General features: G+C 66.5%; 20 protein-coding genes. 10 read left to right on the top strand and 10 right to left on the bottom strand.

Annotated elements, in window-relative coordinates:
* The first annotated feature begins 18 nt into the window (after positions 1–18).
* Positions 19–1,221 (top strand): MFS transporter, encoded by a 1,203-nt coding sequence (locus ACODRZ_RS00585; RefSeq protein WP_488969080.1) that lies wholly within the window; start codon positions 19–21, stop codon positions 1,219–1,221.
* Positions 1,222–1,224: 3 nt separating this feature from the next.
* Here the strand turns inward: ACODRZ_RS00585 and ACODRZ_RS00580 are convergent, their stop codons facing one another.
* Positions 1,225–1,761 (bottom strand): dihydrofolate reductase family protein, encoded by a 537-nt coding sequence (locus tag ACODRZ_RS00580; protein ID WP_488969079.1) that lies wholly within the window; start codon positions 1,759–1,761, stop codon positions 1,225–1,227.
* Positions 1,762–1,939: 178 nt separating this feature from the next.
* Positions 1,940–5,569, bottom strand: coding sequence for a trifunctional transcriptional regulator/proline dehydrogenase/L-glutamate gamma-semialdehyde dehydrogenase (gene putA / locus ACODRZ_RS00575; protein ID WP_488969078.1), 3,630 nt, complete (start codon positions 5,567–5,569; stop codon positions 1,940–1,942).
* 99 nt (positions 5,570–5,668) lie between these two features.
* On the opposite strand from putA, the gene ACODRZ_RS00570 reads away from it, so the two are divergent.
* The gene (locus ACODRZ_RS00570; protein ID WP_488969077.1) at positions 5,669–6,139 is read left to right on the top strand and encodes an Lrp/AsnC family transcriptional regulator; all 471 of its coding nucleotides are present in this window, start codon (positions 5,669–5,671) and stop codon (positions 6,137–6,139) included.
* Positions 6,140–6,256: 117 nt separating this feature from the next.
* Positions 6,257–7,150, top strand: a complete 894-nt coding sequence (locus tag ACODRZ_RS00565) for an SDR family NAD(P)-dependent oxidoreductase (protein WP_488969076.1) — start codon at positions 6,257–6,259, stop codon at positions 7,148–7,150.
* 33 nt (positions 7,151–7,183) lie between these two features.
* Here the strand turns inward: ACODRZ_RS00565 and ACODRZ_RS00560 are convergent, their stop codons facing one another.
* The 4 genes from ACODRZ_RS00560 to ACODRZ_RS00545 are packed head-to-tail and all read right to left on the bottom strand — an operon-like array spanning position 7,184 to position 11,929.
* The gene (locus ACODRZ_RS00560; RefSeq protein ID WP_488969075.1) at positions 7,184–9,883 is read right to left on the bottom strand and encodes a xanthine dehydrogenase family protein molybdopterin-binding subunit; all 2,700 of its coding nucleotides are present in this window, start codon (positions 9,881–9,883) and stop codon (positions 7,184–7,186) included.
* A complete protein-coding gene (locus ACODRZ_RS00555) occupies positions 9,880–10,356 on the bottom strand; it encodes a (2Fe-2S)-binding protein (RefSeq protein WP_488969074.1) in 477 nt (158 codons plus the stop codon). Before ACODRZ_RS00555 ends, ACODRZ_RS00560 begins: the two co-directional genes overlap by 4 nt.
* The gene (locus ACODRZ_RS00550; protein WP_488969073.1) at positions 10,353–11,222 is read right to left on the bottom strand and encodes an FAD binding domain-containing protein; all 870 of its coding nucleotides are present in this window, start codon (positions 11,220–11,222) and stop codon (positions 10,353–10,355) included. Before ACODRZ_RS00550 ends, ACODRZ_RS00555 begins: the two co-directional genes overlap by 4 nt.
* Entirely contained in the window at positions 11,219–11,929 is a 711-nt protein-coding gene (locus ACODRZ_RS00545; RefSeq protein ID WP_488969149.1) for an SRPBCC family protein, read from the bottom strand. Before ACODRZ_RS00545 ends, ACODRZ_RS00550 begins: the two co-directional genes overlap by 4 nt.
* A 237-nt stretch (positions 11,930–12,166) precedes the next feature.
* Between ACODRZ_RS00545 and ACODRZ_RS00540 the strand changes: the two genes are divergently transcribed.
* The 3 genes from ACODRZ_RS00540 (at position 12,167) to ACODRZ_RS00530 (ending at position 14,519) form a co-directional block, all read left to right on the top strand.
* Entirely contained in the window at positions 12,167–13,066 is a 900-nt protein-coding gene (locus ACODRZ_RS00540) for an SMP-30/gluconolactonase/LRE family protein (protein WP_488969072.1), read from the top strand.
* Between the two features lie 92 nt (positions 13,067–13,158).
* Complete coding sequence (locus ACODRZ_RS00535) at positions 13,159–13,968, top strand: SDR family NAD(P)-dependent oxidoreductase (RefSeq protein ID WP_488969071.1); 810 nt, start codon at positions 13,159–13,161, stop codon at positions 13,966–13,968.
* The gene (locus ACODRZ_RS00530) at positions 13,965–14,519 is read left to right on the top strand and encodes a nuclear transport factor 2 family protein (RefSeq protein ID WP_488969070.1); all 555 of its coding nucleotides are present in this window, start codon (positions 13,965–13,967) and stop codon (positions 14,517–14,519) included. The genes ACODRZ_RS00535 and ACODRZ_RS00530 overlap by 4 nt, the downstream gene beginning before the upstream one ends.
* A gap of 155 nt (positions 14,520–14,674) precedes the next feature.
* On the opposite strand, the gene ACODRZ_RS00525 is transcribed toward ACODRZ_RS00530, so the two are convergent.
* From ACODRZ_RS00525 to fdhD, 4 genes are all read right to left on the bottom strand, one after another.
* A complete protein-coding gene (locus tag ACODRZ_RS00525) occupies positions 14,675–15,028 on the bottom strand; it encodes an EthD domain-containing protein (protein WP_488969069.1) in 354 nt (117 codons plus the stop codon).
* 70 nt (positions 15,029–15,098) lie between these two features.
* A complete protein-coding gene (locus ACODRZ_RS00520; protein WP_488969068.1) occupies positions 15,099–15,797 on the bottom strand; it encodes a hypothetical protein in 699 nt (232 codons plus the stop codon).
* A gap of 6 nt (positions 15,798–15,803) precedes the next feature.
* Positions 15,804–17,012: a toxic anion resistance protein gene (locus tag ACODRZ_RS00515; protein WP_488969067.1), complete on the bottom strand. Its 1,209-nt coding sequence runs from the start codon at positions 17,010–17,012 to the stop codon at positions 15,804–15,806.
* A 75-nt stretch (positions 17,013–17,087) separates the two neighbouring features.
* Entirely contained in the window at positions 17,088–17,921 is an 834-nt protein-coding gene (fdhD, locus tag ACODRZ_RS00510) for a formate dehydrogenase accessory sulfurtransferase FdhD (protein ID WP_488969066.1), read from the bottom strand.
* A 445-nt stretch (positions 17,922–18,366) separates the two neighbouring features.
* Between fdhD and accD the strand changes: the two genes are divergently transcribed.
* The 4 genes from accD to ACODRZ_RS00490 all read left to right on the top strand — a co-directional run bounded on the left by accD (position 18,367) and on the right by ACODRZ_RS00490 (position 22,182).
* A complete protein-coding gene (accD, locus tag ACODRZ_RS00505) occupies positions 18,367–19,215 on the top strand; it encodes an acetyl-CoA carboxylase, carboxyltransferase subunit beta (RefSeq protein ID WP_488969065.1) in 849 nt (282 codons plus the stop codon).
* Entirely contained in the window at positions 19,212–19,670 is a 459-nt protein-coding gene (gene accB, locus ACODRZ_RS00500; RefSeq protein ID WP_488969064.1) for an acetyl-CoA carboxylase biotin carboxyl carrier protein, read from the top strand. The genes accD and accB overlap by 4 nt, the downstream gene beginning before the upstream one ends.
* 13 nt (positions 19,671–19,683) lie before the next feature.
* Positions 19,684–21,036: an acetyl-CoA carboxylase biotin carboxylase subunit gene (gene accC / locus ACODRZ_RS00495; RefSeq protein WP_488969063.1), complete on the top strand. Its 1,353-nt coding sequence runs from the start codon at positions 19,684–19,686 to the stop codon at positions 21,034–21,036.
* A 198-nt stretch (positions 21,037–21,234) separates the two neighbouring features.
* A complete protein-coding gene (locus ACODRZ_RS00490) occupies positions 21,235–22,182 on the top strand; it encodes an acetyl-CoA carboxylase carboxyltransferase subunit alpha (RefSeq protein WP_488969062.1) in 948 nt (315 codons plus the stop codon).
* The last annotated feature ends 218 nt before the right edge of the window (positions 22,183–22,400 follow it).

The following is a 22,400-nucleotide window of genomic DNA, read 5'->3' as shown; positions in this document are numbered from 1 at the left end:
TCTATGTTGCGTCGCAACATGACTCAGCCCAATTCCGCCTCCACCCGCGCAACTCATCCCGCGCTCGTCATCCTTGCGCTTGCGATGGGTGCCTTCGCCATCGGTACCACCGAGTTCGCGGCGATGAGCCTCGTCCCCTTCTTCGCCCGCGATCTCGGCCTGACCGAGCCGCAGGCGGGCCATGCAATCAGCGCCTATGCGCTGGGCGTCGTAGTCGGCGCGCCGGTGATCGCCGTGCTTGCCGCCAAGATCGAGCGTCGCCGCCTGCTCATCGGCCTGATGGCGCTGTTTGCCATCGGCAACGGCATCTCCGCGCTGGCCAAGACCTATGACCTGCTGCTGCTGTGCCGTTTCGTCAGCGGCCTGCCGCATGGCGCGTACTTCGGCATCGCCGCCCTCGTCGCCGCATCGATGGTGCCCGCCAACAAGCGCGCGCAGTCGGTGGCCATGGTCATGTCCGGCCTGACCGTTGCGACGATCATCGGCGTGCCCGCCGCCAACTGGCTGGGTCAGGCAATCGGCTGGCGCAGCGGCTTCGCGGTCGTATCCGGCCTTGCGATCATCACCATGGCCCTCGTCGCTCTCTACGCCCCCCACCAGCCCGCCGACGAAAGCGCGAGCCCCCTGCGCGAACTGGGCGCGCTGCGCCGCCCGCAGGTTCTGCTGACGCTGCTGACCGGCGCGATCGGCTTCGGCGGCCTGTTCTGCGTGTACACTTACGTCGCCTCCACCATGATCGAGGTCACGCATGTCTCGGAGAAACTGGTCCCCGCCGTACTGGCCATCTTCGGCGTCGGCATGACCGTGGGCAACCTGTTCTGGGCCTGGGTCGCCGACCGGGCGCAGACCAGGGCGGCCATCTGCGCGCTGCTGTTCAGCGCGGTTTCTCTGGCGCTGTTCTCGCTGATGGCGGGCAATATCTGGACGCTCTGCATCGTGGTGCTGCTGATCGGCTTCAGCGGCGGCCTCGGCACGATCCTGCAGACGCGACTGATGGACGTGGCCGGCGATGCGCAGGCACTGGCCGCCGCCGCGCACCACAGCGCCTTCAATACCGCGAACGCCATCGGCCCGTGGCTGGGCGGCATGGCGATCGCGGCAGGTTACGGCCTGACCTCGACCGGCTGGATCGGTGCATGCCTGGCGCTGGGCGGACTGGCGGTGTTCCTCTTCACCGTTTCGCTGCACAAGCGCGAGACGCTGGAGCCCTGCCCGGCTTGAACGTCAGGCGTCGAGCTTTCGCTCGAGGTGCATGTGGACGGCGTCCGGCGTGGTATCGAGTTCCGACACGAAATAGTTCTCGACCGGGATGTCGTCCTCGAACAGCGCCGCGCCCTTGCCCAGCGTGTGCGACATCATCCGCAGCCAGATTTCATCCGCGTGGCCCGATCGCAACGCCGCCTTGACCGCTCCCGCTTCGCCTACGACGAGGACCGCCCTGTCGCCCGCCGCATCCTGCGCCGCTGCGAAAGCGTCCGCATAAGTTGGCACGAAATGGAAATCGCCGTGCGACGGGATCGCCAGAGGTGCGTCAGTCACCACGAAGACTGGGGTTTTTCCCGGATAGGCTTCGGCGATCCATGCGGTATCCTCGGACAGTTCGAAGGACCGTCTGCTCATCACCACCGCGCCGCAGACTTCGTCCAGCCTGCCGGACAAGCCCGAACCATGGAGGTCCGACGTGCAAAACACGCTCCGTCCGCGAGCGTCAGCCCAGAAGCCATCGAGGCTCGAGGCCGCATCGACGATCAGTCTGCCCATATGTCCTACTCCCGCCTGCATTGTAATCCAACGCGGTGTGGTCGCAACGAGACTAATCTAGGACTTTGGTACAGGTTTCGCAGATTCCGGCGGATTGTTGCGCGTTTGCGACAGCAGGAGTGCCCCGCCTGAAAGCTACGGGGCATTACCTGTTTTTACCAATAGCTTGCCGAAAACTTCAACCAATCATCATGAGGCTGGCGTTGCCACCTGCGGCCGTAATGTTGATCGAGGTGGACACTTCTTCCAGCAACCATGCTCCATTCGGGCCGATTCCGCGCTCGTTCCAGACGTGCACCGGCACGATCGGCCCGGGCAGCGCCGCGACCGAGTCGCAGGCCCCGCGCACTGCTTGCGCGTCGCCTTCGACGAGGCAGGCGGCGAAGGGCTCGGCGGCATCCGGACGAAAGCGCGCGGCGATCGCTGCCGGCAGGCCGTCAGGCAGGTCCATGCCCTCCACCGTGGCGCAGTTGCCGGTCGCAAGGACGGCGGCCATCTGACCGAGCAGTGCTGCCCGCGTAGTCGGTCGCAGGAGGATCCGGCCGCGCGGGTGAAGCGCATAGAGGTTGCGCTCGCCGACCGGCCCCGGAAGCAGCATCTCGAGCCCTAGGGCCGAAGACCGGCCCAGCGCGCGGGCATGGGCGGCAGCCGCCGTGTCGCCCTTTCCGTCCAGCCATGCCGCGAACGTGACGAGCAGTTCGGGCATCCCGGGACCGGCCTGCAGCACCTGCGGCGCCTCCTGGACCAGCCTGCCGAGATAGAACGGCCCGCCCGCCTTCGGGCCGGTGCCGGAGAGGCCCCGCCCACCGAACGGCTGGACGCCGACGATCGCGCCGATGGTATTGCGGTTGACGTAGAGATTGCCCGCCCGCACCGCGCCGGTTACCCGCGCCACCGTTTCGTCCAGTCGGGTGTGCAAGCCGAAAGTCAGGCCGTAACCGGTCGCGTTGATGCTCTCCACCAGCTTGCCGAGATCGTCGCGGCGGAACCGCAAGACGTGCAGAACCGGGCCGAAGACCTCCCTCTCGAGTTGGTCGATCCCGGCGATCTCGATGATCGTAGGGGCGACGAAAGTGCCCTGCCCGGTGCCTTCGCCCAGCGCAACCTGCTCCACGCGGCAGCCTTTGGCGCGCATCTTCGCAACGTGCCGCTCGATACCGGCCTGGGCTTCGGCGGTAATGACCGGGCCGATATCCATGGCGAGCCGGTCCGGATTGCCCACGTGCAGTTCGGCCAGCGCGCCCTTGAGCATCGTCAGCGTGCGGTCGGCGACGTCCTCCTGCAGGCACAGCACGCGCAGTGCCGAGCAGCGCTGCCCCGCGCTGTCGAAGGCCGATGCGATGACGTCGGCCACGACCTGTTCAGCCAGCGCCGAGCTGTCGACGATCATCGCGTTCTGCCCGCCCGTTTCGGCAATCAGCGGGATCGGACGGCCTTCCGGCGACAAGCGCGTGGCAAGCTGGCGCTGGATCAGGCGCGCGACTTCGGTCGAGCCGGTGAACATCACCGCCGCCGTCCCGGGCGCGGCCACCAGCGCGGCGCCGAGTTCTCCGGCGCCCGGCATCAACTGCAGCGCGTCCGCCGGGACACCTGCCTCGTGAAGGAGGCGCACGGCTTGCGCCGCGATCAAAGGAGTTTCCTCGGCCGGCTTGGCGAGCACCGAGTTGCCCGCGACCAGCGCTGCGGCGACCTGCCCGGTGAAGATCGCCAGCGGAAAGTTCCACGGCGAGATGCACACGACGGCACCCAGCGGCACCTGAGCGGCACCGAAACTGTCGCGCGCCGTTTTCGCATAGTACCGCAGGAAGTCGATCGCCTCGCGCACTTCGGCAATGGCGTTGGAGGCCGACTTGCCCGCCTCGCGCATGGTCAGCCCCATCAGCATCGCCATGCGATCCTGCATCGCATCGGCCGCGCGTTCGAGCATGGCCGCGCGCTGTTCGACCGGCGTGGCGCTCCAGTTCGAGGCTGCGGCACGAGCGACGGCGGCTGCAGCCTCCTGCGGCGCGAGTTCGATGACGGTGCCGACGATGTCGCTGTGGTCTGCCGGGTTGCGCACCGGCTCTCCCTCTCCCTCTCCCGCCACGCCTTCCGGCGCGGCGCGCCAGTGCGTCGCAGCGGAGGCTGCCAGCGCATTGGCCAGCACTTCGAGAGCGGTCTCGTCGGTCAGGTCGATGCCGTCTGAATTGCGGCGATCGGGATAGAGAGCGGAGGGTGCCGCGATCAGATCATGCCGCGCGCCCGGATTCGGCATGGCGCGCACGACCTCGACAGGGTCCGCCACCATCGATTCCACCGGCACTGCCGGGTCGGCGATACGGTTGATGAACGAGGAGTTCGCCCCGTTCTCCAGCAGACGTCGCACGAGGTAGGCGAGCAGCGTCTCATGCGTGCCGACCGGCGCATAGATACGGCAGGGACGGTCAAGCTTGTCGGCCCCGACGACTTGCGAATACAGCGGCTCGCCCATGCCGTGAAGGCACTGGAACTCGTACTGCCCGGCCGCGAAACCCTGCCCCAGCACCGTGGGAGCGAGGCGATAGATCGTCGCCAGGGTCTGCGCATTATGCGTGGCGAACTGCGGGAACACTGCGTCGGACGCGGCAAGCAGCTTGCGCGCGCAGGCGATATAGGCGACGTCGGTGTGGACCTTGCGGGTGTAGACCGGGAAGTCGGCGAGGCCGTCGACTTGCGCGCGCTTGATCTCCGCATCCCAATAGGCGCCCTTGACCAGCCGCACCATGATCCGGCGGCCGCCACGGCGGGCGAGGTCGACGATCCAGTCGATCACGAAGGGGCAACGCTTGCCGTAGGCCTGGATCACGAAACCAAGGCCGTCCCAGCCTGCCAGTTCCGGATCGAGCGCCAGGCTCTCCAGCAGGTCAAGCGAGAGTTCGAGGCGGTCGGCTTCCTCGGCGTCGATGTTGAAACCGATGTCGTAGCCCTTGGCCATCAGCGCCAGCGCCTTCACGGCCGGCAGCAGTTCACCCATCACGCGCTCTGCCTGTGCGCGGGCATAGCGCGGGTGCAGGGCCGACAACTTGATCGAAATGCCGGGGCCGGAATATATCCCCTTCCCTGCCGAAGCCTTGCCGATGGCGTGGATCGCGTTTTCGTAATCCGCGTAATAGCGGCGCGCGTCGGCGGCCGTGGTCGCCGCCTCGCCCAGCATATCGTAGCTGTAGCGGAAGCCTTTCGCTTCCAGTTCCTTCGCGCGCTTCACCGCCTCTTCGATCGTCTCGCCGGTGACGAACTGCTCGCCCATCATGCGCATCGCAAGATCCACCCCGCGCCGGATCACCGGCTCGCCCGCGCGCGCCACGAGGCGGGTCAGTGCCGCGCCCAGCCCTTTGTCATCGACCGAGCCGACCAGCTTGCCGGTCACCACCAGTCCCCATGTGGCCGCGTTGACGAACAGCGACTTGCCGCCGCCGAGGTGCCCGCTCCAGTCGCCATCGGCGATCTTGTCGCGGATAAGCGCGTCGCGGGTGGCGTGGTCGGGAATGCGCAGCAGCGCTTCGGCAAGGCACATCAGCGCCACGCCCTCCTGGCTGGAGAGCGCATATTCCTGCACGAGCCCCTCGACCCCGGTGCCCTTGTGATTGGCACGCAGGGTGGTGACGAGCGCGGTGGCGGTCTCGCGCACCTTGGCCTTCAGGTCCGTGTCCAGCGTCGCGGCGCCCAGCAGCGGGGCAAGGCACTCGGCCTCATCCCGGCGGCGCGCATCGGCGATAGCGCGGCGCAGCGGGGTCATCGGGCGGACAGCAGGGGCGAACTGGCCAAAAGGCGAGAGGGCGGGCGTGGTCATGCAAGCGATGCTAGCCGATTCGCGCTTGTCGTTCTGCCTTTTCGGCGGCACGGAAATATCCGGTTCGACTTTTTTAAATCCACATTGAAGGCATATCGCATGGCAAAGAGCGCTCAACCGGTCGAACTGGACGAACTGGACCGCAAGATCATCGCGGTCCTGCGCTCCGATGGCCGGATCACGGTGACCGATCTCGCCAAGGCGGTGGGCATGTCGAAAACTCCGTGCCAGGTACGCTTGCGGCGGCTGACGGAAAACGGCGTGATCCGGGGGTTTCGCGCGGTGGTCGATCCCGCCAGCCTCGGGCTCGATCACGTGGCCTTTGCCGAAGTGAAGCTGTCCGACACCCGCGAAAGCGCGCTGACCGAATTCAACCGCGCCGTGCGCCGCATTCCCGAAGTGGAGGAATGCCACATGATCGCCAGCAGCTTCGACTATCTGCTCAAGGTGCGCACGGCCGACATCCGCCGCTACCGGGTGGTACTGGGAGAGAAAATCTCCAGCCTGCCGCACGTCGCCAGCACGTCCACGTTCGTGGCGATGGAGACGGTGAAGGACGCCAGCAGCTAATCGCTGCGGCGGTGATCGGTCAGCGCGCGTTGACCGGCCAATCAGACCACATAGGCTGACATCTTGCTTCGCCACGCGCGCAACGACGCAAGGATGGAAGCGGGGGAGAGAGAAACAATGGCGAGTAAATCATCCGTCCTGCCTCCCATCGCCCCTGCCATCACCATCGTCACCGGTGCCAGCCGCGGAGCCGGGCGCGGCATCGCCGTGGCGCTCGGCTCGCACGGCTGCACGGTCTACGTCACCGGGCGCTCGCAGAAGGAGGGCGACGCCTCCATGCCCGGCACCATCCACGCCACCGCGCGCGAGGTGACCGAGGCAGGCGGCAAGGGCATCGCCGTCGCCTGCGACAGCGGGGACGACGCTCAAGCCGCGGCCCTGATCGAGCAGGTCATCGCCGAGCAGGGGCGCATCGACATCCTCGTGAACAATGCCTGCGCGGTGCTCGACAGCCTCTCCGCTCCGGGCCAGTTCTGGGAAAAGCCGGTCGAGATCGGCAACATGATCAACGTCGGCGTGCGCAGCGGCTTCGTCACCACATGGCATGCGGCGCGGCATATGGCCGCGCAGGACAAGGGGCTGGTGCTGTTCACCTCTTCGCCGGGGTCCATGCACTACTGCTTCGGCCCGGCCTACGGGGCGCACAAGGCGGGGCTGGACAAGATGGCCTTCGACATGGGCGTTGACTTCGCCGATGCGGGGGCGAACGTGGCGGCGGTGTCGGTGTGGATGGGCTCGCTGACCACCGAGCGGCTGATGCAGATGATGGAGCAGATGCCGGAGCGGTTCGCGCATCTGGAGGGTACGCTGGAGTCGGCGGGCTATACCGGGCACCTCGCCTGGGCGCTCTGGAATGATCCTCAGATGATGCGGCACAACGGGCGCACCGTGATCGGTGCCGAACTGGGGCGCGAGTACGGCATCACCGATATAGCAGGCAAGTTTCCGCCATCTTCGCGCGACGGCACCGGAGCCGCCCCGCCAGTCTACGCGGGATACAAGGTGAAGTAGCAATTACTTCCCGAGCAAGCTCGGGGAGGAACTTCAGGCGCGCTCACCCGTCACTTTGGCGGAGCCGAACATGCCCATCTTGCACTTCCCCAAAACCGTCTGTCCATCGAACGTCAGGTCGTATTTCAGGGTAATCTTCATCGGCTTCTCGACTTTCATCTCAAACTTCAGCTGACTGCCCGACAGCACCCCGCCCGCAAAGACCTGCCTGCCCTCCGGCGCTTCGAGCCAACCGGAGACCGCGTCGCCATCGCAATCGAAGTGCGCCACCATCGCCTGCGGCCCCATCGGCGTCTTGAGCACCATGTTCCAGTCGCCGTCGATCCCGGAAACCTGAGCCACGGGCGCGGCCTCGACCGGCGCGGTCACCTCGGCCACCGGCACGACCTCCGGCGCCCGGGTGCCCGAAACGTCGCGCTGTTCGATCACGTCGAGTATCCGCGCGGGCGTCAGCGGCAGTACGAGTTCGTCGATCTCCCCGAACGGGCTGAGCGCATCGGCGATGGCGTTCACCAAAGTCGGCGGACCGATGATGCAGCCGCCCTCGCCCACCCCGCGCATGCCGCCGATGGTCTGCGACGGCGTGCTGGCGTGGAGGTACTCGAAGTCCGGCACGTCGAAAATCGTCGGCAGCATATAGTCCTTGAACGTCGCCGCCAGCGGATTGCCGCGCGCGTCGTAGGGCATGTCCTCCAGCAGCACCTGCCCGATCGCCTGCGCCAGCCCGCCCGCGATCTGCCCCTCGACCACGCCGGGATTGATGACGGTGCCGCAGTCCTCCGAACTGATCCAGCGCAGGATCCTGACGAAGCCGGTCTCGGCATCGACCTCGACCATGCAGCAGTGCGCGGCGCTGGTCATGGTCATCGGCGGCGGCTGGTAGCGGTACTGCGCCTCCAGCCCGGTGGCGAGGCCGGGCGGCAGACGGCCGGGTTCGCCATAGGCGATCTCGGCGATTTCGCGCAGCGGGCGGGACATCTCGGGCGCTCCGGCGACGTGGACCATGCCCCCGTCGATGGTGATCGTCTCGACGCTGGCGTTGGACAAGTGCGCGGCGACGACCTTGACCTTCTCGGCCAGCAGTTGCGCCGCCTTCCACGTTGCACCGCCCGCAATGACGCCCTGACGGCTCCCCGCCGCGCCCGGGGAGAACGCCCCGATGGCGCTGTCGCCTTCGTAGACCGCGACGTCCTCGTAAGGCACGCCGAGCTGTTCGGCGATGACCTGCGCCATCGTCGTCGCGGTGCCGTGCCCCTGCGAATGGGTGGAGAGCATCGCGACGACCTTGCCGGTCGGCTCGATGCGCAAGTGAACCGTCTCGCCCGTCATCGGCGCCATGGAACCGGCCGCGCCGGTGGGCTCGATATAGGTCGCGACGCCGATGCCGAGGTAGCGCCCCTCCTTGCGCGCCTCGGCCTGCTCGCGCCGGAACGCGGGGAAATCCAAGTTGGCGACCAGCTTTTCGAGGCATTCGCCCGGGGTGATGTCCTCCACCGGAATGCCCAGCGTCGAGGTGTGCGGCTGGTCGGAAAGGTAGACGAGGTTGCGGCGGCGCAGCTCCACCGGATCGACGCCGATTCGCCGCGCCGCCTTGTCCAGCAGCGTCTCGCGCACCAGCGACTCCATCGCCCATGGCCCGCGATAGGCGCCCAGCCCCATGGTATTGGTGTACCACCCGCGCGTGACGAAGCCGTAGGCGGGCAGCTTGTAGCAAGGCCACATGAACATGTGGACGGCGATGTTGGCGTCCTCGCCCATGGGCCAGGCGCCGTTGTTGCAGGCATAGTCGCACCACGCGGCGGTCAGGCGGGCGTCAGCGTCGAAGCCCACGCTGAGCGTTACGTCCTGGTCGCGCGCATGGCTGGACGCGGTCAGCGCCTCGAAGCGGTCCTCGATCCACTTGAGAGGGCGGCGCATCAGCTTTGCCGCCGCGATGACCGCCATCTCCTCCTTCCACGGGATGTTCTTGAGGCCGAAGCCGCCGCCCACGTCCTTTGCGATGACCCGGATCGCTTCCTGCGGCAGCCCCAGCACCAGCGCGATCCAGCGCGCGGCAAGGTGCGGGCTCTGGCAGCCGAGCCAGACCGTCATCTCGTTCGTACCCTCGGGAGAGGCGAGGCAGGCGCGCCCCTCCATCGGCGACTGAGCGATGCGCTGGTGACGCACGCGGGTCGTAACGACATGGGCCGAGGCATCGAGCAAGGGCTGGATCGCCAGCCGCGTGTCTTCGTCGCCCATCTCGGCGGCGATGTTGTCGTCGCGTTCGGGGTGAACCAGCGCACCGGTCCGCGCATCCGCAATGGTGACGACCGGCGCTTCCTCCTCGATCGTCACTTCGACCAGAGAGGCGGCGTCTTCCGCCAGCGCCCGGCTGTCGGCGACGACCATCGCGATCGGATCGCCGACGCAGGCGACGCGCCCGTCGGCGAGCAGGGTCACCGGCGCCTCGACGGGCGTGAAGAAGAAGGTCTGGAAGCTCACCGGCACGGCTGCGAGGTCCGCCTGCGTGTAGATCGCGTGGATGCCCGGCATGTCGCGCGCGGCGTCGAGGTCGATCGAGACGATCCGCCCCCGTGCCACCGCCGAGCGCACATAGGCGACGTGGAGCATCCCCGGCACCCGCACGTCGTCGGTGAACTGCCCGCGCCCGGTGAGCAGCCGTCCGTCCTCCTTGCGCGGCTGGCGCGTGCCGACGTAGCGCGCGGCGCCGATGCCCCCTACATCTATGTTCATGCCGATGCCCCCGCGAGTTGCCGGATCGCGCGGCGGATGCCCTGATAGCCGGTGCAGCGGCACAAGTGCCCGGACATGGCTTTGGTCAGCGCCTCCTCCAGCCCCGGCCCCTCATGATCGCGGGTGACGGCCGCCAGTGTCATCGCCACGCCCGGCGTGCAGAAGCCGCACTGCAGCCCGAAGTTGTCCTTCAGCGCCTGCTGCACCGGATGGAGCGCGCCGTCCGGCGCGGCGAGGCCCTCCACGGTGGTGACCACGGTTCCGTCCGCCTGCACCGCCAGCATCAGGCACGATCGCATGGCCACGCCATCGACCATGACCGTGCAGGCCCCACAAACCCCATGCTCGCAGGCGAGATGCGTGCCGGTATAGCCGAGCGTATCGCGCAGGAACTCGCCAAGGCCTGTGCGCGCCTCGATCCGCGCGGAATGGCGGTGACCGTTGACGGTGAGGTCGATGACATGCTCGCTCATGCTGCGCTCCTGAGGTCCAGCGTTTCGGTGAGAGCGCGCGCGAAGATGCGAGCACCCACGGTGCGACGATATTCTGCGCTGGCGTGGTGATCGTCGAACGGCGCAGTGTCAGCGACCGCGAGACGCGCCATGGCGTGCGGGTCGATGCGATCGAGTTCAGTGCCGACCAGCGCCGCTTCCACCTGCCGCGCCCGGATCGGCGTCGGTCCCATGCCGAACCACCCGGCACCTGCGCGGGTGATCGCCCCGTCCTCCAGCACCAGCGCGCCGACAAGGCCGACGAGCGCGAAGTCCCCCGGCCGCTGCGCCACTTCGCGGAACAGCACGAGGTGCCCGTCCGGCCATTCGGGGTAGACCACGCCGGTCACCAGTTCGTCAGGTTCCAGCACGGTCATGTACGGTCCAAGATAGAACTCGTCCGCCGGGACAATGCGGGTGCCGCGCACCGAGGCGATCTCGATCCGCGCGCCCAGTGCAACCGCCGTCGCGGGCATTTCCGCCGCGGGCTCGCCCAGCGCGACCGATCCGCCCACCGTGCCGCGATTGCGCGTCTGGTAATGCCCGACATGGCCGAGCGCGGTGATGAAGGCCGGCAGGTGGCGCGCCAGGGTCTCGTCCCGCAAGGCATCGGCCTGCCGCGTCGCCGGGCCGATCCGCATGCCGCCCTCCTCCCGCGTCACGCCCTTGAGCGCGGCAATCCCGTTGATATCGACAAGGATGAAAGGCTGGCTCATGCGCAGCGCCAGCAGCGGCATCAGCGTCTGCCCGCCTGCGATCACCGTCGCGCCGCCGCCCGCCTCGGCGAGTATGCCGCAGGCTTCCTCGATGCTGGAGGGCTGCACGTAGTCGAAAGGCGCCGGCTTCATGAGCCTACCCCCTGCCCCAGACCTCTGCGCCCGGCCTCGTAAGCCGCCGCCGCCGTCACCACGAGCAGCATCAGCACGACGACCAGAGCTGCCATGCCCGTCTCCGCCAGCATGTACCCGGCGAGCAATGCCAGAACGACGGCGACGACCCAGCCCCATAGCGCCCCGCGCGTGGCAGGAACGGCCCCGCCCCGATGTGCGACATACGGTATCGGCGCCGCGCCTGCCTCCAAAGGCGTTGCAGCGATTGTTGCCCCTGCTCCCGGCGTCTCGCCGCCGACGACTTCCCCAAACCGGCCGAAGAACTTGCCCGCAAGGTTCTTCGCCGTCGCATCGATGATCGGACCGCCGAGTTGCGCCATGCGCCCCCCGACTTCAGCCTCGACGTCGTAGGCGACCAGCGTTCCACCGACTTCGATGTCGGAAAGGCGCACCCTGGCTCCGCCCTTCGCGGAACCTGCGATACCGCCATTGCCCGATCCGGTAATGGTGTAGCCGTTCGGCGCATCGAGGTCGGACAGCGTCACGTTGCCTTTGAACCGCGCGCCGATGGGACCGATCTTCACTTCGGCAACGGCGAGAAACCCGTTTTCCCCGTCGCGATCGAGGCTTTGACAACCCGGAATGCACCGGGCCAGGACCGCCGGGTCATTGAGTGCATCCCACACTCTGGCTCGAGGCGCGTCAATCCGCTGCTCGCCCGTCATCTGCATTCGTGCCTCTCCCAAGCGATGTCTGCGAACCGGATTGAAGCCCTGCGACGTGTCCGATGCAAGAGATTATGAGTGAGTGTGTATCTTATTTCCAGACAGGCTCGGGCTGACCGTACCGTTGATCACCACCGATACCGCCCGGGCGTTGTCCTCGCCGCTCGCTGCCCCGGTCCATGCTGGTAGCATTCCGCCACGGCCCGCGAACGATGCGCCGACAGGGAGAGGCAGAAGATGGTCCAGCTTGCGCCGGGAGAATACGCCACGCTGGCACAGGGCATCTATCTGGAGGGCCTTGCCATCGACCATGAACGCGACCTCGTCTGGTACAGCGATGTGGTGGGGGGCGGCATCCACGGCGTGAAGCCGGATGGAACGCCGGTTACCGTGCTCGATCCCGATCGCATGTGGACCGGCGGCGTCCTCGTAAATGCGGACGGTGCGGTGCTGTCCAGCGGACAGGGCGGCGTGCGCTGGAACGATCCCGCCTCGGGCCGTTCGGGCTGGCTGATCGACACGCTCGACGGTGCCCCCGTCAACGGCATCAACGAGATGTGGCCCGATGGCGAAGGCGGAATGTTCTTCGGCACGCTGGACATCGAGAGCGTCATCGCCGCAAGGCCCGCCCGCCCCACCCAGCTCTGGCGCCTGACCCGCGAGGGTCGCACGATCCTGCTTGCCGAGGGCCTGTGCTTCACCAACGGCATCGCGCACAACCCGAAGCTGGCGCAATTCTATTGCTCGGAAACCTTCGGGCAGGCGCTCGCCTGGGATGTGACGTCCGACCTGCAACTGGCGAACCGCCGCGTACTGCTCGACCGCAACGACTGCGACGGGCTCGCCATCGATGCCGAGGACACGGTGTGGATTACCGGCGTCTATTCCCCCGGGATCATCCGGCGCATCTCACCCTCCGGACAGGAACTGGCGCCTGTCCCCACCCCGCCTGGCGCGACCACTCAGGTCCGCTTCGGCGGCAGCGACGGGTGCGACGTCTACATTACCCTCGTCCCCGCCGATGCGGGCGAATGCCTCAGGACCGGCCGCCCTCTCTCGGGCACATCGACGCTGCAGCGCGGGCGCTCCGCAGTGCCGGGCGTTAAGGTGGCAACGACCGGGTTCGACCTTGTCTGACGCCCCGGCGATGACGTCGCCCTGGACTTGATCCGGGACCGGTGGCTGTCTTTAGGTGTGCCCAAACCGCCAGGGACCCATAGGGAGAGAGCATGACTACCGGAACCGTCGTCATCACCGGAGCCGCAGGCGGCATGGGCCGTCCGGCCGCGCAGCGCTTTGCCGCGCAGGGCCGCCCTCTCCTCCTTTGCGACCTCGATGCCGGGCGGCTCGAGGCACTGGCCGAGGAACTGCGACCCGGTGCCGGGAAGGTCGATATCCTCGCCACCGACATCGCGGCGGAGGACTTTCCGGCGGAAGTTGTCGCCCGACTTGACGGTGCGCCGATCTCCGCGTTGATCCATACTGCGGGCCTGTCCCCGACGATGAGTGACGGTGCCCGTATCTTCGCGGTGAACTACGACGCGACCGAACGGCTCGTTGCCGGGCTCCTCCCCCACTTCGAGGCCGGGGGATGCGCGGTGCTGATCTCTTCGGTCTCGGCCTACATGCTGGGCGATCCCGCGCTGCTGGCGTCGATCCGGGACTTCGTGACCACCGGCAACCGCGAAGGCATCGCCGGGCACATGGATCATCCCGGCATGGCCTACGCCATTTCCAAGCGCGCGGTCATCGGCATCGTCGAGCGCGAGGCGCCCGCATTCGGCGCCAGGGGCCTGCGCATCGCCTCGATCGCGCCGGGCTTCATCGCAACGCCCATGGGCAATGCCGAGGCGGAGGCCAACGAGCAACTCCGCGCGTTGATCGGCATGGTCCCGCAACAACGCATGGGCCAGGGTGACGAGATCGCCTCGGTCGCGGAATTCCTGTGCTCGCCCGCCGCATCCTACGTCAGCGGCGTCGATATCCGGGTGGATGGCGGGATCATCGGGCTGCTCAACACCAAAGGCAGTGGCCAATGACCGACGGCGTCGCCGAGCTTGCCGCCACAGTCGCCTATCTCAAGGACCGGCAGGACATCCTCGACTGCATCGTGCGCGAATGCCGCGCGCGCGACCGGCAGGACGTAGAGCAGATCGCGTCGTGCTGGTGGGAAGACGGCGTGGACGAGCACGGCGCCGTCGTGACCTTCGCCCCCGACTATCCCGAACGCGCCAATGCCGGTCATCGCTGGGGCTTTCAGGCGACCAGTCACAACATCACGAATCATTTATGCGAGATCGACGGCGATACCGCCAACTGCGAGACTTATGTGGTCGGCGGCCTGTTCTGGAAGGATTCCAGCCATACCTCCATCGCCTTCGGCCGTTATCTCGACCGGCTGGAAAAGCGTGACGGCGAATGGCGCATCGCCGTGCGCCGCTGCACCATCGAGATGACGGCGGATGCCGATCCGAACTGGGTGTTCTCGGACGCTGTAAAGGGCTTCCTCAAGCACCAGTGGAGCCGGGAGGACCCGTCCTACGAACGGCCGATCGCGTGGAAGCCGAAGGAAGAAGGTGTGCGCTGGTAACCTCGGTCCGGACTGCCCGCAGATGGGGAGATGCCATGCGAAGGGGCCTCGACAGGCTCAGCCTGAGCGAAAATTGAAGACCGGTTCCCAATTCCGCTGAGGCTGAGCCTGTCGAAGCCCCCGCCGCTTGCCTGATCAGTTGAAGCCAGCGCACGTCACTCGAAATCCGTCTCGTGCTCCACGACCGTGGCGATGCGGAACGAGGTCCGGTCGAACAGGTTCTTCTCGTCCTCGACGATGTCCTCCGGCATCAGGCTGGTGGTGATGTAAGCGAGCGTCCCGCGATAGATCGCCTCGTCCGCGAACCACAATTCGGTGATGACGTCGGGGCCATCGATGAATGCTCCGGTCTCCGGATGCACTTGTGGATCGACGTAGCGGCGGATGTACCGCGTCACCCCACGCGAATATTTCGCGGCCAGCGGCGCATGGCGGGTCTCATAATAGTCCCGGAACTCTTCGACCGAAATGTCCGGCCGCCGCTTCATGAACAACAGGATCTTGTGCACCGGGTCCGCTCCCCTCGATTGAGGTGCAGCGATACCATGACCGTGGGGCGGGAGCGCGCCGCCGGAGCGATCACTCCTTGTCGAGGTATTTCACCTCTAGGAAGCGACCGCGCGTAGCCAGCGCATCGACGTCGTTCCGGGACAGGTCCTCGCTCATCGCCTCGATCTGGTCGGCGATGACGCACAGTCCGTCGACGAGCTGTTCGGACGGCGACGTCCCGCCTGCACCGGTCTTGCCCCGCAATTGTGCGGGGATGCGGGTATAGCTGTTGACCATTTCCGGCAGATGCTCGGCCAGCAGTTTGCGGACCTCGCGCGCGGCAGGGCCGCGTTCGTCAAGCACCGCCAGTTGCGGAGCCAGCTGTTCCAGGCGCACGCCGATCATGTCCACCGCATCGACCGCGGCATTGGGCAGCGCCTTGCGCTTGCCTTCCAGCCACAACTCGGTCGAGCCGGCGAGTTCGGGGAGACTGGCGGCGTTGAGGTCCTCGACATGGGTGCGCGGTGTCGCCGGGAAGATCGAGAGCACCACAAACACCGCCAGTCCCAGCAGGAACGTCAGCAGCCCTGCGGTGAACGACACCCCGCCAAGCACCAAGGCCCCTACCAGCCCGGCGATGTAGACCCCCGCCATCGCAAGGAACGCGCGGCGCAGGCGGCGCATTCGAAAGCGCCACTGTTCCTTGCGTGCATTGTAGATGCGCGCCGCGCGCTGGCGCCGGGCAGCGCGCACGATGTCCTGCGATACTCTTGCTGGAACGTGAGCCATCGTCGGTTAGTCCAGCGCCTCCAGCAGCGTCCTGGCAGCGGCGTCATCTCCTGCCGCCAGACCTTCGGACTGTCCCTGCGCGCGGGCGATGTAGGCCTTGGACTTGCCGATCTCGCCTTCGAGCGACGTGACGGTCTGCTTCATCGAGTCGAGCGCCTTGAGCTTGAAGGTGTCGATCGAATCCATCGTGTCGTAGATGTTCTGGAAGGCGCGGCTCAGCGTTTCGAGCGGAATGGTGGAGTTCGCCGCCTGCTCGTGGATGCGCGCGGTGTTGTCCTTGAGCATCTGGCCGGTGCCGTCGATGATGTTCGCGGTCGTCGTATTGAGCGCGGTTATCTGGTCGAGCACCAGCTTTTGATTCGCCATCGCCTGCGCCACCGTCACCGCCGTGCGCAGCGCGCCGACCGTTGTGGTCGAGGCGCGATCGACGCCCTTCACCAGTTCGACGTTGTTCTTCTTCACCAGATCGAGCGCGAGGTAGCCCTGCACCGAAACCGCCATCTGCGTCAGCAGATCCTGCGTGCGCTGGCGCACATAGAACAGCGCCGATTCGCGCACGGCCTTGGCCTTGGCCGGATCGCTGTGGTCGAGGTCGTTGGCCTTGTCCTCCAGCGCCTGATCCAGCGTGCGGGCCATGTAGATCATCTGTTCGAGCTTGCCCATGGCAGCCCACAGGTTCTGGCGCTCGACGTCGATGGCGGCGTTGTCCATCAGCAGTTCGTCCTTGCCGCCCTGCAGTCGGGCGAGGATCGCGCTGATATGACCCTGCGCGCTCTGGTAGCCGTCGAAATAGTTCTTCAGCTTGTTGCCAAAGGGGATCACCCCGAAAATCTTGCGCGGCTCCAGCAGCTTGCCCTTGCGACTGGGATCGAGGTCCTCGACCGTGCGGCGCAGCTCCGCCAGATCGGCCCCAACGCCAGCGTCCTTGTCCATCGCTCGCACCGGGCGGTCGAGGAAACGGTTGGAGTGGCCGGAAGCCTCGGAAATCTCCTTGCGGCCCATGTTGGTGATCTGGTCCACCTTGCGGCCGAACTCCGGCGATGCGGCGTCTTCGGCGACGAGATCGTTGACGAACTCGTCCACGCGCACCTGCAGCTTGCTTTTCGCCTCATCCCCGATGGCGACGAGACCCGCCGCGCGCTCCGGCGCGACGGTGGGCACCGGATCGGGCGGCGTAAGCTTGAGTTCGCCAGCAGTTTCAACGGCCGTAGCCATGCAAAGATCCTCGTGAAAACCCGGTTGTCCGCAAACCTATGTGTGCTCCCGCCTGTCTGCAAGGAGAACCGGACCTCAACCTTCGACGAACGGCTGACCAGGATCGACCATGAGCATGGAATCCTCACGCGCCAGCACCGCCAGCGCCAGTCCCGCCGCCTGCGCGCGCCGCACGGCAAGGTCGCTCGGCGCGGAGATCGTCACCAGCAGCGGGCAGCCTGCCCGCACGGTCTTCTCCACCAGTTCGTAGGAACAGCGCGAGGTCATGACGATGAAGCCCTGCGCCGGATCGATCCCCCGTCCACCATTGGCCCGCGCCAGCGCGCCCACCAGCTTGTCGAGCGCATTGTGCCGCCCGACATCCTCCCGCAGCGCGAGCAGTCGCCCCGCCTCGTCGCAGAATGCGGCGGCGTGCGTCGCCCGCGTGTGGCGGCCGAGTTCCTGCCCCTTGCCCATGGCGTCCAGCCCGCGCCGGATCGCCTGCGGGCTCGCACCGGACTTGCGCGAGAGCGGCGGCAGCGGACGCAGGGCCGCATCCACACCCTCTATCCCGCAGATACCGCAGGAACTGTCGCCCACCCGGCGCCGCGCGCGTTCGAGGATGGGGCCGAGCCGCTCGGCTGGCAGGTTCACACGAGCAACGTAGCCTGCGCCCCACTGCCCGTTCTCGGTGGCATACACAGCGACCTCACCCACTTCGTGCGCGTGCGCGAGACCCTCGGCCATCAGGAAACCGGTAACGAAGTCCTCGATCTGGAGGGGGGTTGCCATCATCACGGCATAAGCAATGCCGTTGGTTTCGATGGCGACGGGAGCCTCCACCGGCACATGAAGGTCGATCCGCTCGCCCCGCGCTTCGTCGTATGCGCTGCGCAAGGTGACGATGGAGGCGGAAGCGGGGGTATCCATGTCGGTTCCTCGTCGTCGCGGACTTGATCAGGACCGCTGGTCGTGAACGGCCGACCCGCCGCACGCCGCCCAGCCTCATCTAAAGACTGCCGGCGGTTCCGGATCAAGTCTGAGACGAGGAAAAGCGTGCTTTACGCTTTGGAAAAGAATATGAGTACAATTTCACGAAATATCCCATAAAATATTCACTTTTCGGCAAATTTCGTATCCAATCTGGCCACTGGCATCGCCCTGCCGTTACGCCCCCGCGATGCCGTCGCCGTACAGTTGCCCACAGGCTGTCCCGAATTGGCTTGCGAGCCCGCCGCGGATTCCTCTAATGGGCGCGCCTCATACGGCTCCGGCGCTTTCCCGGGTCGCCGCCGTATGCGCACGAGACGCGCCGAAACAAAGGGGAAAAGGCCAGTCTCGAAGGCCCTTTTCCGCAGGATTGGTACGAAATCGAATGAGTTGGCTCAGCAAGGTCCGCAATTCCATATCGAGCCTCGCCAAGCGCGATACGCCCGATGACCTCTGGATGAAGTGCCCGAGCTGCGGCGAGATGCTCTTCATCAAGGAATTCGAGGCCAATCTTTCGGTCTGCCCGAAGTGCGAGCACCACGGCCGCATCGGCGCCAAGGCCCGCTTCGACCTGCTGCTGGACACCGGCTATACCGTCCTGCCGACCCCCAAGGTTCCCGAGAACCCGCTGAATTTCCGCGATACCAAGAAGTATCCCGACCGCCTCAAGGCCGCCCGCGCCGCCAACCCCTACCCCGATGCGCTGACCAACGCCTACGGTGCACTGAACGGCACCAAAGCGGTACTGGGCGTGCAGGACTTCAAGTTCATGGGCGGATCGATGGGCATGGCCGTGGGCGAGGCTTTCGTCGCCGGTGCCGAGAAGGCGATCGCTGAAAAGTGCGCCTACGTCATCGTCACCGCCGCCGGCGGCGCACGCATGCAGGAGGGCATCCTGTCCCTCATGCAGATGCCCAAGACCACCGTGGCCACCCGCCGCCTTGCCGCAGCGGGCCTGCCCTATATCGTCGTCCTGACCGATCCCACCACCGGCGGCGTCACCGCCAGCTACGCCATGCTCGGCGATGTGCAGATCGCCGAACCCGGCGCGCTCATCGGCTTTGCCGGCCAGCGCGTGATCCAGGACACGATCCGAGAAAAACTCCCCGACGGCTTCCAGCGCGCCGAGTACCTCCATGCTCACGGCATGGTCGACATGGTGGTCCACCGCAAGGACCTGAAAGACACACTGGCAACGCTGCTCGGTTATCTTGCACGAAAGGAAGTCGCGTGAATATCGATAGCGCCCTGGTACGCGAGCTCGCAGAGCTGCTGGCCGACACCGGCCTGACCGAGATCGAGGTCGAGGACGGCGATCGCAAGATCCGCGTCTCGCGCCAGATGGTCCAGCAGATGGCCGCCGCCCTGCCGCCGATGGGCTATGCCCCGGCTCCTGCTGCTGCCGCTCCGGTTGCCGCCGCCGTTGAGGCCGCACCTGCCGCTGCCGCCGCGCCGGTCGATGCCGTGAAGTCGCCGATGGTCGGCACCGTCTACCTCGCCGCAGAGCCGGGCGCGCCCGACTTCATCTCGGTCGGCAAGACCGTGAAGCAGGGCGACGTGCTCCTCATCGTCGAGGCCATGAAGGTCATGAACCAGATCGTCGCGCCCAAGGCGGGCACCGTCACCGCGATCCTCGTCGACAACCAGCAGCCGGTCGAATACGACCAGCCGCTCGTCGTGATCGGCTGAGAGCGGGACTGACATGGCCATCAAGCGCCTCCTGATTGCCAACCGCGGCGAAATCGCGCTGCGCATCCACCGTGCCGCGCACGAGATGGGCATCGAGACCGTCGCGGTCCACTCGACCGCCGATGCCGACGCGATGCACGTGCGCCTGGCAGACCACGCGGTCTGCATAGGTCCGCCCGCCGCGAAGGACAGCTACCTCAATGTCGCCGCCATCATCTCGGCCGCCGAGATCACGCAGGCCGACGCGGTGCATCCCGGCTACGGCTTCCTCTCCGAGAACGCCCGCTTCGCCGAGATCGTCGAGGCCCACGGCCTGAAGTGGGTCGGCCCCAAGCCCGAGCACATCCGCACGATGGGCGACAAGGTCGAGGCCAAGCGCACCGCCGGTGCCCTCGGCCTGCCGCTGGTCCCCGGTTCGGACGGGGCGATCGAGGACTTCGACGAGGCGCGCGCGCTGGCCGAGACGATCGGCTACCCGGTCATCATCAAGGCCGCTTCGGGCGGCGGTGGTCGCGGCATGAAGGTCGTGAACTCGGCCGAAGAGCTTGAGAGCCAGATGGGCCAGGCCCGTTCGGAGGCCAAGGCGGCCTTCGGCGACGCCACGGTCTACATGGAAAAGTACCTCGGCAACCCGCGCCATATCGAATTCCAGGTATTCGGTGACGGCAACGGCGAAGCCGTGCATCTGGGCGAGCGCGACTGCTCCTTGCAGCGCCGCCACCAGAAGGTGCTGGAAGAAGCCCCTTCGCCCGTCATCACGCCGGAAGAGCGCGACCGCATGGGCGGCATCGTCTCCAAGGCGATGGCCGACATGGGCTATCGCGGCGCGGGCACGATCGAGTTCCTCTGGGAAAACGGCGAGTTCTACTTCATCGAGATGAACACCCGCCTGCAGGTGGAGCATCCGGTGACGGAGGCCATCACCGGCGTCGATCTGGTGCGCGAACAGATCCGCATCGCCGACGGCCAGCCGCTCTCGTTCAAGCAGCACGAGATCGAGTTCAAGGGCCACGCCATCGAATGCCGCATCAACGCGGAAGACCCGTGGAACTTCACCCCCTCGCCGGGTCAGGTGACGGGCTACCACGCGGCGGGCGGCATGAACGTGCGCGTCGATAGCGGGCTTTACGCCGGCTATCGCATCCCGCCGTACTACGATTCGATGATCGGCAAGCTGATCGTCTCGGGCCGCAGCCGCAACGGCGCGATCATGCGCCTCAAGCGCGCGCTCGAGGAGATGGTGATCGATGGCGTGAAGACCTCGATTCCCTTGCATCAGGCCCTGCTGGAAGACCCCGAGTTCAACTCGGGCGACTACACGATCAAGTGGCTGGAAGACTGGCTCGCCAAGCGGGCCGTCGACTGAGTTGACGGTATGGGGCGAGCGAAACGCCCACCCCATACCACCCTCGTCACCCTGAACTTGTTTCAGGGTCCATCCCTCAGCCCGCATGGCGGGTCGATCGGCACAATGGATCCTGAAACAAGTTCAGGATGACGGTTGAAGTGAAGCATTGTGGTATCGGCCGGGCACTCTCCCGCCTACGACACGGACTGGAAGAGCATGATTTCGTTCCTCGATTTTGAAAAGCCGATCGCCGAGCTGGAAGCGCGCATCGCCGAACTGCGCGCCACCGCCGACGGCAGCGACCTCGACATCGAGAGCGAGATCGACAAGCTCGCCAAGAAAAGCTCCGGCATGCTGGAAGCGACCTATGCCAAGTTGTCGCCCTGGCAGAAGACTCAGGTGGCTCGCCACCCGCAACGCCCGCACTTCGTCGATTACCTGCGTCTGATCTTCACCGATTTCGTCGCGCTCGCCGGTGACCGCACTTATGGCGAGGACGCCGCGATCATCGGCGGTCTGGCAACGCTCGACGGCCGCAAGGTCATGGTCATCGGCCACGAAAAGGGCCACGACACGACCACCCGCATCAAGCACAACTTCGGCATGGCCAAGCCCGAAGGCTACCGCAAGGCGATGCGCCTGATGGAGATGGCCAGCAAGTTCGGCCTGCCGGTCGTGACGCTGGTCGACACCGCAGGCGCCTTCCCCGGCGTCGAGGCCGAGGAACGCGGCCAGTCCGAAGCCATCGCCCGCTCGACCGAAGCCTGCCTTGCCCTCGGCGTGCCGATGGTGGCGGTGATCGTCGGCGAAGGCGGCTCGGGCGGCGCGGTGGCGATTGCCGCCGCCAACACTGTGCTGATGCTGGAGCACTCGGTCTACTCGGTGATCTCGCCCGAGGGCGCCTCCTCGATCCTGTGGCGCACGCCCGACAAGGCCCCGGATGCAGCCACCGCGATGAAGGTGACGGCGCAGGATCTGCTGGGCCTAAAGGTGATCGACGGCATCGTCCCCGAACCCACCGGCGGCGCTCACCGCGACCCCGCCGCGACGGCGCGCGCACTGGCCGATGCCGTAGGCCGCGAACTCGATGCGCTGAGCCGCCGTTCGAGCGCCGACCTCATCCGCCAGCGCGAAGAGCGCTTCCTGGCGATCGGTTCGCTTTAAGCCCCTCGTCGTCCCGGACTTGATCCGGGACCGCTGGCCGTGAACAACCTACCCGCAGACAACCGTACCCTGCTCTAATTTCCCGCACGCCATGTCCGGTTATTGACGCTGGACGTCAACACCCCCTCCCGATAGTGCGATAACCCAACAGGACCCGCCTCGGCGGGACAGGGCACGCCGGATACCTGCGAAGACGCGGATCAGGCCATGGGGTCGGG

Source organism: Novosphingobium sp. FG90 (assembly GCF_057808725.1).
This window is presented reverse-complemented; position numbering and strand designations above follow the sequence as displayed.